Source organism: Flavobacterium sp. P3_A6, assembly GCF_056403035.1.
Genome location: NZ_JBFUGG010000007.1, coordinates 181,730 through 196,410, shown reverse-complemented (window position 1 = coordinate 196,410; position 14,681 = coordinate 181,730). Strand labels below are relative to the sequence as shown.

Annotated in this window: 13 protein-coding genes; 2 read left to right on the top strand and 11 right to left on the bottom strand. The window is 30.9% G+C overall.

All coding sequences use genetic code 11. The features are described from left to right. Positions 1–47 precede the first annotated feature (47 nt). Together AC1DVP_RS09725 and AC1DVP_RS09720 are read left to right on the top strand one after the other, a co-directional pair. Positions 48–1,118 carry a putative type IX sorting system protein PorV2 gene (locus tag AC1DVP_RS09725; protein ID WP_477183281.1) on the top strand — a complete coding sequence of 357 codons (1,071 nt, stop codon included), beginning with the start codon at positions 48–50 and terminating at the stop codon, positions 1,116–1,118. A 51-nt stretch (positions 1,119–1,169) separates the two neighbouring features. Beyond that, the gene (locus tag AC1DVP_RS09720) at positions 1,170–2,309 is read left to right on the top strand and encodes a lipoprotein N-acyltransferase Lnb domain-containing protein (RefSeq protein WP_477183280.1); all 1,140 of its coding nucleotides are present in this window, start codon (positions 1,170–1,172) and stop codon (positions 2,307–2,309) included. A 2-nt stretch (positions 2,310–2,311) separates the two neighbouring features. Here AC1DVP_RS09720 and AC1DVP_RS09715 read toward each other — a convergent pair whose 3' ends face one another. From AC1DVP_RS09715 to AC1DVP_RS09665, 11 genes are all read right to left on the bottom strand, one after another. Next, positions 2,312–3,706 (bottom strand): exopolysaccharide biosynthesis polyprenyl glycosylphosphotransferase, encoded by a 1,395-nt coding sequence (locus tag AC1DVP_RS09715; protein ID WP_477183279.1) that lies wholly within the window; start codon positions 3,704–3,706, stop codon positions 2,312–2,314. 57 nt (positions 3,707–3,763) lie between these two features. After that, the gene (locus tag AC1DVP_RS09710) at positions 3,764–4,771 is read right to left on the bottom strand and encodes a glycosyltransferase family 4 protein (protein WP_477183278.1); all 1,008 of its coding nucleotides are present in this window, start codon (positions 4,769–4,771) and stop codon (positions 3,764–3,766) included. After that, a complete protein-coding gene (locus tag AC1DVP_RS09705) occupies positions 4,743–6,086 on the bottom strand; it encodes an O-antigen ligase family protein (protein WP_477183277.1) in 1,344 nt (447 codons plus the stop codon). Before AC1DVP_RS09705 ends, AC1DVP_RS09710 begins: the two co-directional genes overlap by 29 nt. Before the next feature lies 1 nt (position 6,087). Next, the gene (locus AC1DVP_RS09700) at positions 6,088–7,158 is read right to left on the bottom strand and encodes a glycosyltransferase (protein ID WP_477183276.1); all 1,071 of its coding nucleotides are present in this window, start codon (positions 7,156–7,158) and stop codon (positions 6,088–6,090) included. Continuing rightward, positions 7,155–8,273, bottom strand: coding sequence for a glycosyltransferase (locus tag AC1DVP_RS09695; RefSeq protein ID WP_477183275.1), 1,119 nt, complete (start codon positions 8,271–8,273; stop codon positions 7,155–7,157). The genes AC1DVP_RS09700 and AC1DVP_RS09695 overlap by 4 nt, the downstream gene beginning before the upstream one ends. Next, positions 8,273–8,827 carry a serine O-acetyltransferase gene (locus AC1DVP_RS09690; RefSeq protein ID WP_477183274.1) on the bottom strand — a complete coding sequence of 185 codons (555 nt, stop codon included), beginning with the start codon at positions 8,825–8,827 and terminating at the stop codon, positions 8,273–8,275. The genes AC1DVP_RS09695 and AC1DVP_RS09690 overlap by 1 nt, the downstream gene beginning before the upstream one ends. Positions 8,828–8,832: 5 nt before the next feature. Next, entirely contained in the window at positions 8,833–9,639 is an 807-nt protein-coding gene (locus tag AC1DVP_RS09685) for a class I SAM-dependent methyltransferase (RefSeq protein ID WP_477183273.1), read from the bottom strand. Between the two features lie 184 nt (positions 9,640–9,823). Continuing rightward, positions 9,824–10,966 carry a glycosyltransferase family 4 protein gene (locus tag AC1DVP_RS09680; RefSeq protein ID WP_477183272.1) on the bottom strand — a complete coding sequence of 381 codons (1,143 nt, stop codon included), beginning with the start codon at positions 10,964–10,966 and terminating at the stop codon, positions 9,824–9,826. Between the two features lie 3 nt (positions 10,967–10,969). Continuing rightward, a complete protein-coding gene (locus tag AC1DVP_RS09675) occupies positions 10,970–12,382 on the bottom strand; it encodes a CDP-glycerol glycerophosphotransferase family protein (RefSeq protein ID WP_477183271.1) in 1,413 nt (470 codons plus the stop codon). Next, positions 12,363–13,244: a hypothetical protein gene (locus tag AC1DVP_RS09670; RefSeq protein WP_477183270.1), complete on the bottom strand. Its 882-nt coding sequence runs from the start codon at positions 13,242–13,244 to the stop codon at positions 12,363–12,365. Before AC1DVP_RS09670 ends, AC1DVP_RS09675 begins: the two co-directional genes overlap by 20 nt. After that, positions 13,244–14,677 (bottom strand): MBOAT family O-acyltransferase, encoded by a 1,434-nt coding sequence (locus AC1DVP_RS09665; protein WP_477183269.1) that lies wholly within the window; start codon positions 14,675–14,677, stop codon positions 13,244–13,246. The genes AC1DVP_RS09670 and AC1DVP_RS09665 overlap by 1 nt, the downstream gene beginning before the upstream one ends. Positions 14,678–14,681 lie beyond the last annotated feature (4 nt).

The following is a 14,681-nucleotide window of genomic DNA, read 5'->3' as shown; positions in this document are numbered from 1 at the left end:
ATTTTTGATAAATATTAAAGAACGTTTTAGCCTACAAATAATATCCATTGAAAAAAACACAGCTTTTTACATTCCTTTTCATAGCGAATAGTCTCTACTGTCAAACTGTCCGAAAATACTCCAATGAGTTTATGAATATTGGTGTAGACGCAGCAGCTTTGGGGATGTCAAATGCAGTTGTTGCTTCAACAGCAGATGTTAATTCCTGTTACTGGAATCCTGCTGGGTTATTGCATTTAGAAGAAAACCAAATCTCTTTAATGCATTCTAATTACTTCGCCAATATTGCTAAATATGATTATGCCGCTTATGCCAGCCCCATTGATGACCGAAGTGCTTGGGGAATTTCATTAATCCGTTTTGGTGTTGATGACATTATGAATACAACAGATTTAATTGATAATGAAGGCAATATTGATTACAACAGAATCAAACTTTTTTCAACGGCTGATTACGGTTTTACTTTTTCGTATGCAGTAAAATTACCAGTGCCAGGTTTTCAATATGGAGTAAATGCTAAAATTATCCGACGAATAATTGGTGACTTTGCAACTTCTTGGGGATTTGGATTTGATTTTGGACTGCAATTTGAAAAAAATGATTGGCAGTTTGGATTGATGCTTCGGGACATCACCACTACTTACAATATTTGGAACATCAATGAAGAAGCTTATCAAAAAATAGCTGATGCTATTCCTGGCCAGAATCAGGAAGCACCTGAAAGCACAGAGATTACGCTTCCAAAAGCTCAACTGGGTGTTGCTAGAAAAATATTTTTACATGACGATTATAGTCTTTTGACTACTGCCAGCATGAATATGCAGTTTACACAAACTAATGACCTTATTTCCAGCAAATTTATCAGTATCGATCCTGCTATAGGTTTGGAATTTGGTTATACTGATCTTGCCTTTTTAAGAGCAGGAGTTGGGAATTTCCAACAGGTAACACAATTGGACAATGGAAAAAAAATAGGATTTCAGCCCAACATTGGTTTAGGATTTAAATACAAAGGAATTGCAATTGATTATGCATTAACTTCTTTGGGTAATCAAAGTACAGCGTTGTATTCCAACGTATTTTCATTAAAAATTGATTTATCCCTTTTTAGGAACTAACTTTGATTATTCAAAAACACATCTTAATTTTATATCTAAAAAAATAGCAAAATGAAAACTGCCTTATTAAAAAAAATATTCGTTTGCATTCTTTTATTGAATTCGATTTATAATTCATTTGCTCAAAATGTTTTATTATCAAAAAACGCTACAATTAGCATAATGACTTGTGGCACGGGAAATGAACTTTATTCCTTATTTGGCCATACGGCCATAAGAGTTCATGATATTGAAAACAATCTGGATGTTGTCTATAATTATGGTGCCTTTGATTTTGACACTCCTAATTTTGCAATGCAATTTACCAAGGGTGATTTGAATTATTTTATAGTAAACAACCGCTATATTGATTTTATTAATCTGTACAATTATGAAAAAAGAGATGTTTACGAACAGGAATTAAACATTCCGTTAGAACTTAAACAAGAATTATTTGAAAATTTAGCCCAGTCCATGTTATCTGATGAGCGCTTATATCAATATAAATTCATTGATAACAATTGCACTTCTAAAGTTGTAGCCGTTATTAATAAAACATTAAAAGCAAAAATAATCACCAAAAAGGTGGATACTGACCAAACGTACAGATCTATTTTATTCCCTTATTTCAACAATCATTTTTATGAAAAACTGGGGACAAGTATTGTTTTTGGAACAAAAGTAGATCAAATGGGGACAAAAATATTTTTGCCTTTTGAACTTCAAAAAAGCTTGAAACTCATTCAATATCAAAACCAGCCTTTATGCAAAAAGAACAAAACAATATTAAATTTTGAAGAAGAAACTCCAACTTCATGGTGGAATAACAGTTATACGTATCTTTTTATTTTAGGTTTTATAACTCTGATAAACAAGAAAAGTATTGATTATGTTTATCTGTCGATAATATCCTTAGTAGGTTTATTATTTGTTTTTTTAGGATTTTATTCTTCTCATCAAGAATTGGGATACAACTACAACATTCTATTATTCAGTCCTCTTCTTTTGATTGTATTGTACTTTGCCAAAACAAAAAACTCAAAATGGACATACAAATTCGCTGTTTTCAATATTCTGATGATGATTACATATTTCTTTGTGATTCTCACAAAAGTTCATTTACTCATCGTTTTGCCAATACTTATAACCAATTTATTTGTTTTAACGCGATTAGCCATTAGAAACAAAAAGCGTATTCCAATAATTATTTAAATTTATTGGCCTCTATAAAACAAAACAGTTGAAATGGTTTTGAAAGCAATATTTAAATCTAAATAAATGCTTCTGTGTTTGATGTAATATAAGTCGTATTGCAGTTTTATTAAGCTGTCTTCTAAATTTAAGCCATAGGGATAATTAATTTGAGCCCAACCTGTAAGTCCTGGTTTTATAATATGACGTGTTTCATAGAATGGCATAATTTGAGCAATTTCATTCACAAATACAGGCCGTTCCGGTCTTGGACCAATCACTGCCATATCCCCTTTTAGAATATTAATAAACTGAGGAAACTCATCTATTCTGGTTTTTCTTAAAAATTTTCCAAATTTAGTTACCCTAGAATCATTGACTTTAGCAAAAACGGCTCCAGTTTTTTCGGCATTCTTAACCATAGTCCTGAATTTAATTATTCTAAAAACAACACCATCTTTACCTACTCTTTTTTGAGTATAAAACAAGCTTCCTTTATTCCAAAAAGCATTACCAATAAGAATTATCGGAATCAAAACAAGCCCAAAACTTAATCCGATAAATGATAAAAGAATTTCAAAAAAACGATTAATAATTAGGTACAGTTTGTTTTGATTGCTGCGGCTAAATGGGAAAAAACGATAAAAATCTCTAGAAATATATTGAACAGGGATACGCTGTGTTTTGTTTTCATATACTTGTGTATATTCTCTAATACTTTTACCCGATTCCAACAACTTAATTAATTGATGATATAAATCCGCAGTAATTCCCTCGGTTTTTTGAGAAGCCACCACTATTTCAGAAATACCATTTTTTGCAACAAATGAAATTAGCTCCTCTATTTCAATATGTCTCACATATTGAAATTCAAAATCGGAAGTTGAATCACTATCAAGATTTATATATCCGATAATTTTATAATGAGGATCGACACTTTCTAATCCTGAAACAAGTTCTTCCACTTGATCTTTATCACATACTAAAACTGCATTTTGAACAAACCTGTTGGAAGCTAAAAAATGAAGATAAATCATTCTCCAAGCATATAAAGCTATAAAAAAGGTAATGTAAAAAAACACTAACTGCAAACGGTTTTTGGGTAATTCAGGAGAGAAAATGGGCGTCAATAAATAAGATAGCACTGTAGAAGTAGTAGTTAAAATCGTGCTTCGCAATACTTGAAAATTATTGCTTGCTACTTGAAGATTATACATTTCAAAAATGCCTCCAAATAAATTAATGTAAATACCCAAAAAAATAACCCAATAGTAATTAGTTACTGTAAATTGAAAATAATTGAAATTGAAAATAAATCCTAAACAATATAGGCCTAATAATACAAAAACCACATCAAAAATTCGCAAAAGCAGTTTACGCTCAGATATTTCGAAATGCATTTTTTTTGAATTACTCATTGTCAACAGACTTATATTTAGCCACAAGATAGCTATTATTTAAAAAACAAATCTTTTTTATTTTAAAATAGTCAGCCATTTAAGCTTAACTTCTTGCCATTCAAATTGTTTTATCTTTTTCCTTGAATTATTGGTAATTTCCCTAAATAATTCAGGATCTTCTATCAATCTAACGATAGCCTCTACCATTTTATTAACATCTTTATCTGGAACTAATAAAGATTCTTTTTCGTTTTCTAATAAAAATGGAATCCCTCCAACACCTGTAGAAACAACAGCCAGACCTAATGACATAGCTTCAATCACACTCACGGGCATATTATCAAAGTGAGTTGTATTTATAAAAATAGAATAATTTTTAGAGATATTAATCCAATCCTGCTTGGGCAATTTTCCTGTAAAAAGAACCTCAGTATTAAGATCTTCAGCTATTTGTTTGGATTCTGATAAACTGCCGTCTTTTTCGGGTCCAACCATGCACAGAGCAGCCTCTGGGTATTTCTTCYTTATGGATGCAAACACTTCAACTGCCATTATAGGATTATATATTTTGGCAAAAGAGCGAACCCATAATAAACAAGGAACTGCTTTCTCCCGTTCTAAAAAAGGATACTTTTCCAGTTCAATTGCATTGGGGATATGAATTACATTATCATATCCTTCAGCTTTGAATTCGTTAATTAAAAAAAGAGAGGGAGCTACATTTTGAAAAGAATGCTTAAAGATCATTCCACATATTTTCGGATTCTTTTTCAATCGAAAAGGCAAATTACCGCCATGCAAAATAGGAATGTACTTGATTTGTAATAAGCGACATAACTGAGAGGTTGTAAAAGCATACCAAAAATTGACAGTACTATAGGTATCAATAAGAACATAATCTACTTTTCTGTATTTAATCACACTCCACAACATAGCAATTAGCCTTAACCTTTGATTTTTTTCAGAAGAACTATACCGCAATCTAAAACCTTCTTGCTCCAATAGTAGCCCAAGAGTTTCAATAGTGGTAGGAGTAATTCCATGCTTGGATAATTTATTTCCTATGTACAGCAGGTTCTTCAACAGTATAAACTTTTAACAATGAAAGTGCATAAACAAAAGCGGGAGCCGCTAATCTCATGGCAGCATGATTAATAGTTAGCAGCCAAAAAACTAAAAAGGAGAGAGCCAAAATATTTTGACGATTACCCATAAATAAAAACAAAGGAGTACAGAATAAAATAATTAAATCAATCAATCCAAGAGAACCGTGTTCAGCCAGCATTCTGGTAATTTCATTATGAGAAGCAGCCACAATTCCTATCTCCTTTTCTCTAATTTCCTTATTTCTTCCCACACCAACCCCTAAAATAGGATTGTCCCAAAACATCTGCATTTCTGACGTAATAAGGGTTTCTCTACCCGATAATTGACTTTTCTTTTCACGCCCTCTTGCATCTTGATTGGCATATCGTTTATTAATCAACCCCCCAGTTTGTACCGAACTGTATCCCCAAACGCCCAACCCAGCCAAAAAGGATAGTATAATAATAAATCCTATTTTGGCTTTTGTTTTAATATTAGCTTGATAATACATTACTACTAAAAACAGAAAAACCATAATTACTGCAGTAAAAATACCTCCTCTTGAAAACGTCACGACTCCTCTAAAAGCAAAAACTATAACAAAACTACCATTTATAATCTGCAATAATCTGCTTTTGGAATTCAGAACCAACTGAACAAAAAATATAAAAACTCCCAATCCTAATATAGTAGAAACTTGATTGGGTCCAAATCCTCCTGATGTTTCAAAATTGGATTGAGTTCCAGTCACTACTGCTTTTATACTTGGTGTATATAAAAACAAATAAACAACTACAGCAATTAAGGGTAAAGAAAATCCTGTGATCACAATCAATAATCTATTAAAAGATATTTTTCTTTGATAACAATAGATAGCACTAAATCCCAAACAAACTGGACCCGATAAATTAAATGCAATTGCCTTCCTAACATCCGTATCCAAATCTAAAGTAAGCGTAGCTAAAATAATTCCAGGAATCAGTAATAGTAAAAAAAGCCAATACAACAAGGCATTTTTGGAAAATCCAGAATAAACCATTCCTAAAAACATAAAAATAAGAATAGAGTATTTGCCGAATTCGCTCAAAAGTATGCCATCTGTCATTCTCAAAAGAACCTCAACACTTACAACATAAGCAGACATTACCAGAACTTCATTATTTCTGTTTTTGCTCCTGATAATATAATAAATACCAAAGGTCAATATCGCAATTGTATAGATTTTTGAAACAAAAGGTAACGCAAATACTAATACACCCAGAAAAGCATGAAACAGTATCAAGTAGATATATGACAATTCTTCTTTCTTCATTTTAAAACATTTGCAACCAATTTACATATTTTTCCATAACACATTCTGCAGTATAATTCGCTTCAATAGTATCAAAAAGAGCCTCTCCAAAATCAAATCGTAACTTATCATCGGTAATTAAATTGACTAATGACTGATAAAATAAATTCGAATCATTGGGATCTACAATGAAACCATTTTTTTTATTTTGAATAATCATCGGTATCTCTCCAACTTTGGTCACAACTACTGCTTTTTTATACCAACCATACTCCAAAAGAGCAACTGGTAAACCTTCTGATTTCGAAGTCAAAATAGCAATATCAGTTTGAGACAAAATAGTTGACACATCTTGTTTTGAGCCATAAAGAAATACATTTTCTTCTAAATGATACTGTTTGATCAATTCTTTAATTTGATTGGAATACACATCTTCAAAATCTTTTCCTACCAAATGAAAAGTCCAATCAGAATGAGATTCTTTTAGTTTTTTTGCAACTTCTATTAATAAAAAATGATTTTTATCTTCTCTAAGGTTAGCCAAAGATACTATTCGTTTTCCATTCCCTTTCAAAATAGTTTCTGACATCAAGTGGTTTGATTCACATGGAAAATTAGGCAAATAAATAACGTTATTAGATTTCAACTTGTTTACAATCCATAATTTGAGCTTCTGATTAACTGCAATAACGCCACTAAAGAAAGGGATTACCATCTTAAAAAATAGCACTCTTTTTTTTGACAACACCTCATTATTACCATAATGGTAATGCCAAACAATTTTTACCGAAGGATATATCAATTTTAATAAAAAAGCAAAGAAAAAAGAAGTACTATGGGCATGAATATGAGTTACCTTGTTTTTTAAAACAAAAGAACATAATCTAAAAAGAGATCTAAAATCAAGTTGTTTTTTTTTATTCAAAAACAAATACGAAACATTCGAATTAATTTGATTTAACAATACTCCTTCTTTTCGAGTAGTAACCAAACCCGAAAATTTAACTTTATCAACCAAAGCATTAGCATAATTAACGGCCATACGTTCAGCTCCGCCAGCTTCTAAAGAATCTATCAGTTGTACTATTCTCATGGCAATAGCATTTTTCGTATTTCATTTTCAAATACATCAAGCGTATATTTTGCTGACCAATCAAAAGCCTTTTGGCTTTTAGCGGTAAATTCTAATTCGTTATTTAAAAGAGTTTCTAATTGTTGAATATCTTGGCCCAAATTCATTTCCAACAACAGCCCTCTATTCCCAAAATCCAACATAAAAGGCACACAGGAAACTGGTGTGGCAATAGGAACGCAGCCCCAAAACATACCTTCCGCCAATGCTTTTGGCCAGCCTTCACTTTTGGAGGGTAAAATTACAAAATGGCTGTTTTGATATCCTTCTTTTACAAAATCCTTAGATTGATTTCCTTTCAACTCGATAATTCTTTCTAAATTAAAATCTAAAATATAACGTTCTAAAAGCGCTCTTTCAACTCCTTCTCCATACAAATCCAAATGAACTGAATATCCTTTTTCAAACAGTTCTTCTACCAATTGAATCGTATATAGTGCATTTTTACCTTTTACCAATGTACCTACAAAAACAAAACGAATCAATGGAGTCAATGTTTTTTTTTGGAACATTTTTTTTTCTGATTCTGAATAGGTAGCCGTAAAAAAAGGAACTATATTTTTAGACTGATTTTTCCATTCACCATAAACCAATACTTTCATATTTCGGGTTAAAAAAGTGTTGTTCAAAATCCATTTTTGTAAACGGTAACTCCAAGGCTGTTTCGCTTTGGGATCCCAATTCCCCGCATATTTTGCTGTTTTGGGTTTGCTGGGAAATAAAATTTGAACCAAACAACCTAGTAATCCTATATTTCCTGGACAACGCAGATGAATATGATCAGCTTGGCGCATGGCTTTGAAAATAATTAAAATATTAAAAAAGCCATAAAAAAATGCCTTAATAATATTGACTGAATTATTTAAATTAAAATCGATTAATTTAAAATGTTTTTTTATTTCAAATGTAATCTCATCAATTAATAATCCATTCTGGCTTTTCCAAACAGGACAGCAAAAAGAAATTTCGGCAACATATTTTTCCCAAACAACCAATTCCTTTACATATGGGCTGTAGGCAAAACATTTTTCTCCCTTAAAAATAAATGGAGCTGCTGAAACAATTAGTAATTTCATCAAATATATCCTTTAGAACCCTTTTGAGAAACAATTACAGCTGGAACGCCTATTACTACCGAACCAGCCGGAATAGATTTATTTATCAAAGTGCAAGCTCCTATTAAAACATTATCCCCAATTGTAATTTTACCAGATACCACTGCATTCACACCAATATACACTTCATCGCCCAAAATAGGGCTTCCTCGTTTTTCACCTCGTCCCGAAACACCAATAGTCACTCCCTGAGAAATGTTACAATTGTTGCCTATAATAGAATTTGCATTGATAATAATACCTCCAAAATGACCAATATAAAATGAATGTCCTATGATTGAAGATGCCGGGATTGATATTCCAGCCGTAATTTCAATTATTTTCTGCCAAAAAAGCATTAACAATAAACCTAAAAATCTAAATGGTTGCCATTTTATTGTTTTATAAATAAAATGTGCAAGCCTATATTGAAAAATAGCCCAAAATCCTTGAGTTAAAAATACAATTCCAAAAAAATTACCTCCGTATTTTTGATGCTTCTTGTAATCAGACTGGATAAGTTTGAATAAATTCATTTAAATTATTTTTTTTCCATTAGCATAGTCAAATGCATACAACTAAATAACACAGAATCGGATTTTTTTGAATTGTCCCAATCTTCTTTATGCCATTTTTGGCCAATTTTATTTTTTTTATCGCCTGTCATTGGAAGCATAGAAATCAATGCCATCCATTTTGATTTACCGAGAAGCCCCCGTCTTTCAATAATAGTAAAAGCAGACTGAAACTGATAAAACGTTTTTTTTGTAAATGGCCATTCCCATGCAGCATCTGACTGAAAAGGACGATACAACCTTCTAATAATTTTTATAGGCAAACTAGTTTCCAACGGGTCATAACTAATGATTTTTCCATCGGGAACTAATTTCTCATTGAGCTTATCAATCAATACTTGTGTGTTTTCAAAATGATGCAAAACTCCATAAGCATAAATTAAATCAAAATTATCTGAAGTAAATTCATCAGAAAGAAAATCAATCGCCTCAGCTTGTGCATGATGTAAATGTTTAATTCTTTCGTTTAATTTATTAATTGCAATATCGCTTAAGTCAATACCTAAATACTCTTTTGAGTTTTCTGCCAAATAAATTGACCAATAATTTCCAGAAAAACATCCTAGATCAAGTACTTTTTTAGAAGACAAATCTCCAAACCATTGTTTATGCAATAAATAGGTTTGGTCTTGAATACCACTATTTTTTTTGACTCTGTTTAAAATTCCATTCCTAAATTTGGACCAAATACGAGTTGCCAAATTTCTCTTTTTCGTGTTGTAAAATTCTTTTTGCTTCAGGTTCGTTTCTAAAATTATCTCTTTGGATTTCATTTTTAATTTATTAAATAGTAAACTACACCAACATTCAACTTTTTAAAATAATTATTTGTATTTAATCAATCTAAGAATAAATTTCAAAAAATATAATTTAAAACTTCTCTATTCTCTTCAAGTAACCAACTATAAATTTATTTCGCTTTGTTAATTCTCATATTCATTTTCAATAAAATATTTACTACATTACATCTTGATAAAAATCTACATTCTGGCAAACGATATACTGCAAACCATATTTCGTAAGCACAAACTTCCTAGCAGCTTTACCTATTTCTTTTGCTTTTTCTTTATTAGAAAAAACCCAGATAATTTTTTCAGCAATATCATTTGGATTATAGGGATCACATAATAATCCAGTTTCATAATTATCTATAGTTTCAGGTCCTGGCCCTAATTTTGTAAAAACAACTGTTTTTTCCATAGCCATAGCTTCTGGAGCCACTAAGCCCTGAGTTTCCATATGAGATGGAAACACACAGACTCCAGCATCAGCATACGCAAAAGGAATATCCTTGTAGGCGATAGCTCCATGAAAATTAATATCTTTTGCGACAGCACCTAATTGAGGTAACTCTTTCTCTTTCAGCATTTGTATATAAGACCTTTTATCAGGGAAAAACCAGTCTCTGCCATAAATTTCCAGAGTTGCATCAGGATACTGCATTTTTACAATTGGGAAAGCTTGTATTAGCTGGCGTATCCCTTTTTTTTCACAAACCGTACCAGCAAAAACAATTTTTACATCATCAATTATTCTTCCTGTGGATGCAAAAAAATCAGTATTAATTGGATAATTAATATAACTTATTGACTTGTTATTATAACTCAAATATTTTTGTGTATGATCTTTTACATACTCAGAAACAGCTATGAAAGCATCTGCCTTTTTAAAAGACCTTTTTTCTTGAAACCCTTTCCATTTATCAATTTTTCTATTTTCGCTTTCAGCAAAAAAATGATGTCCGCCATGAAGCCTAATAATGTATTTAATATTCGATATTTTTGAAATAAAAGCAAGACCAAGCTCAGAAGCTTCAACAATATTTATAGGATTGTCTCTATGGATTTTTTTAATTTTTCTATTGATTGCTTTAAAATTAAAATACCAAGAAAGACCTTTTATGTTGCTTCTTTTCAAACGATAAACAATAACATTATCTAGTATTTCAGTTTCATTATCCAAAGTATAATTTATTCCAATTACTGATACTTTAATCCCTTGCTTAACCAATTCTACAGCTAATGTTTTTACAAAACTACCTATTCCACCATGTGGAAAACCTTCTTTTGGATATTCATTTGTTAAAAAACAGATGTGCATTATTTAATTACTTTTAATTATTTCACGTATATTCTCTGAAGCCTTTTTATAATCTTCTAGCACAATTTCTTTCCATTGGATCATATCCAAACTGCAATTCTTTTTAAATGTTAGCTTCTCTACAATTTCCTCTTTACTGTTTAGCCAAATAACAGTATGAATATTAGGAATACTTCTAAAATGCTGGAACTGATAAATCGTTTTTACTGACCAATCCTTAACCTTTTTATTTTCCTGATCATAGTTAATAAATACACATGGCTTATTAAACATAGCAAAATCAAAAGCCATTGTTGACCCAACATTCACTACTATATCTGAATAAAAAGCAGTACTAATCAACAATTTCACATCATCAACTGACGGATAAACAGCACTCCATTCTTTCGAAGAATTAAAGTGCCATAAAGGAATAGCCTCTTTTATTAAATCCTTATGTTCATTTAATACCGTTTCAAATCTTCCCGAAAAATCCACTGGACATCTTCTCAATAAAATTTGATATTCATCCTGTAGCTTCGCTTTCATAATTTCTTCAGCAATATCCTTTAAATAGCTTGGATCATCGGGAGATGTTAAAGTATCGTCACCCGAAAAACAAATGATTTTTTTATTTGGATCTAAACCATATTTTTGATAAAAAATTTCTTCATCAATTATATTGTTTTTATCTTCATAAAACTCAAATTGAGGACTACCTGTGATATGAATACTTTTTGGCAAAATTTCTGGATAATATAGTTCCATTTCCTTTTTCATATAGGTTGACCATACCAAATAATTATCTGCCCTAAGAGCCATACGAGCCTTGGGCAAATTATCCCAAGAGTAAATTACAGTTGTGGTCTTAATTCCCAAATCTATTGCCGCTGCAAAGATAGTTGCTGCTTTTAAAGATCTTTGATGTGAGCAAAAAACAACTCTTGGCTGTGTTTTTTTTAAAACTTCTTTCACCTCATCATAAAAAGAATTTTGACGAATGACTCTTTGATATTTCCGTTCAAGTTTTAAAATCTTAGAATAATCCTTGAAGAAAGGAGCTGTACTTTCAATTAATTTATAAAATATCTTTTTAAAAAATGTTTTCTGATTCCAATTCCAATATGCCAATACCACTTTATTATCAACTTTTTCAGCATTATGATAAAGCCTGGAAAGACAAATCAATTCTCTTAAAAATTTCTCTTTAACAGACTCATTATAGACTGGTATCGTAATTGAATCACTAATTGAAGTGTTTTGCTTAATTGCTGCTATAGTTTCTGGATCAAAATTATGGAACAAAACTAAATCGTCATTTATCTCTTTAAATACATCTGAATACAAATAATTCCTAACTCCTACTCCATCTGGAAACAGTAATAAAATTTTATTTTTAAACCCCTTCATTATATTGTTATTTTTTAAAAAAATCATTAATTATTTTTGCAGTAAATAATCTGGCTCCCTGATCATTCATGTGTCCGCAAGACGAAAAATATTTGTCTTCTATCACCGCATTTTCATAATTATGAATTTCAGGATACGCCTTTTTTACTTTGTCAAAATAATTCATCCCAATTACATTTTCACACATTGGCGTCATTACGGCAATAAAGTTAATCTTATTGGCTTTACAAATGTTTTTAATTTCATCATAATATTTATTATGTGGCAAAAGATTAAGAGCAACAATATTGTTTTTCATGCTCCCTTTTTTGTGTTTGATTAACGGATAATATCCGAAATTGTCTAACGAACTGGTTTTCTCACCTTTTACAATTTTATAAATCTCTCTAAAACCTATTTTACCATCATATTTTATATATCTGTAAAATGGAATATAAAATAGCTCATCGAAATCCTTTTCATCTTGAAAATGTTTTTTTATGACATCCGAGTTATGAATATAGGGCAGAAATTTAGCAGAAACCCCCTCAGATTCTTTATCATTAGAAAGATTTAAATCTGCCTCTAAAATAATATTTTTGATTATATATTTTCTTTCAATCATCAATTTAAGCAGTAATGAGGCCTCAAATAAATGGCCACCACTCATTCCATAATTAAAAACATTAAGTCCTTTATTTTTAAACATTTGCGAAACAAAATGATTATTAGCACGAGAGGATCCTAATACGACTACATCATATTTTTCAGCCTTCGAATTTATAACAGTTTCTATTTTTCCCCGTTTTTTAGACTGCATAAAAACAATCGTATACAATGCGTCGAGTACACCAGTTATTAAAACTATTAAAAGGATAATCTTAGTTACATAAATTAAAAATTTCTTCATTAAAACTGAAAATATATAAATTCTTTATAATCTGAATAAGTTCCAAAAGCTATTATTACCAGAATTGCCGACGTTAATTTCAGCATATTCCTTTTTCCTGATAAAGGTTCTGTCTTACTGCGATTATTCCATTCAACCACAACAAAGAGGCCAACCATTATGAGTAATTCATAACTGTAACGTTCATTTACTAAATATTGAAAATCAAAATCTCTGTTTGCAACAATACGTTTTAAATACAATACTGCATCCGTTATAGTTTTTGACCTAAAAAATACCCAAGCGATACAAGTCAGCAAAAAAGTACTCAGAATACTCAAAATTACTTTTACAGAATCAAAATTAAATTTCAAATGTATGGCATCCATATTATTTCGGTTACTGTTAGATAAAAGCAAAGGCAAAAAGTAAACTGCATTTAAAAATCCCCAAAAAACATAAGTCCAGTTAGCACCATGCCAAAAACCGCTAACTACAAAAATGATAAAAGTATTTCTGATTTTCATCCAAATACCTCCTTTGCTTCCGCCTAAAGGGATATATAAATAATCACGAAACCAAGACGAAAGTGAAATGTGCCAACGTCGCCAAAACTCGGCAATATCACGTGAAAAATATGGATAATTAAAATTGCGTAATAAATCCAATCCAAACAATTTTGACATTCCCAATGCCATATCCGAATATCCTGAAAAATCCCCATAAATTTGAAAAGCAAAATAAACGGCTCCTAAAATAAGTGACATGGAATTCATGGAAGCATAGTTGTCAAAAATAGCATTAGCATACGTTGCGCAGGTATCGGCAATAACCACTTTTTTAACCAATCCCCAAATTATCTGGCAAATTCCTTCCTTGGCTTTCTCTAAATCAAATTCTCGTTTGACTTTTATTTCAGGCAGTAAATGAGTTGCTCTTTCTATAGGTCCAGCAACCAAGAGCGGGAAATAACTAACAAATAAAGAATAATCGACAAAATTATATTCGGCTTTGATGCGTTTATAATAAATATCAATTACATAAGATAACCCGTGAAAAGTGTAAAATGAAATTCCAACAGGCAAGACAACATCCAATAAAATAGGGCTTGCTTTAAACCCAACTGAAGTCAGCATTTGTGCAAACGAAGCTAAGAAAAAATTGTAATATTTGAAAATACCCAGAAATCCCAAATTGACAATAATACTAAGCCAAAACCAGAACTTTCGCCCATTGTCATCATTACTTTTTTCAATTCGAATACCAGTATAATAGTCTAAAAATGTAGAGAAAATCAACAAAAATAAGAACCGCCAATCCCAGCAGGAATAAAAATAATAACTCGCAACTATAAGTAAAAGATTCTGACTGCTTTTCGTTTTATTAAAAACAAACCAGTATAGCAAAAAAACGATGGGCAGAAAAATAGTAAACGATAGAGAATTGAAAAACATAACT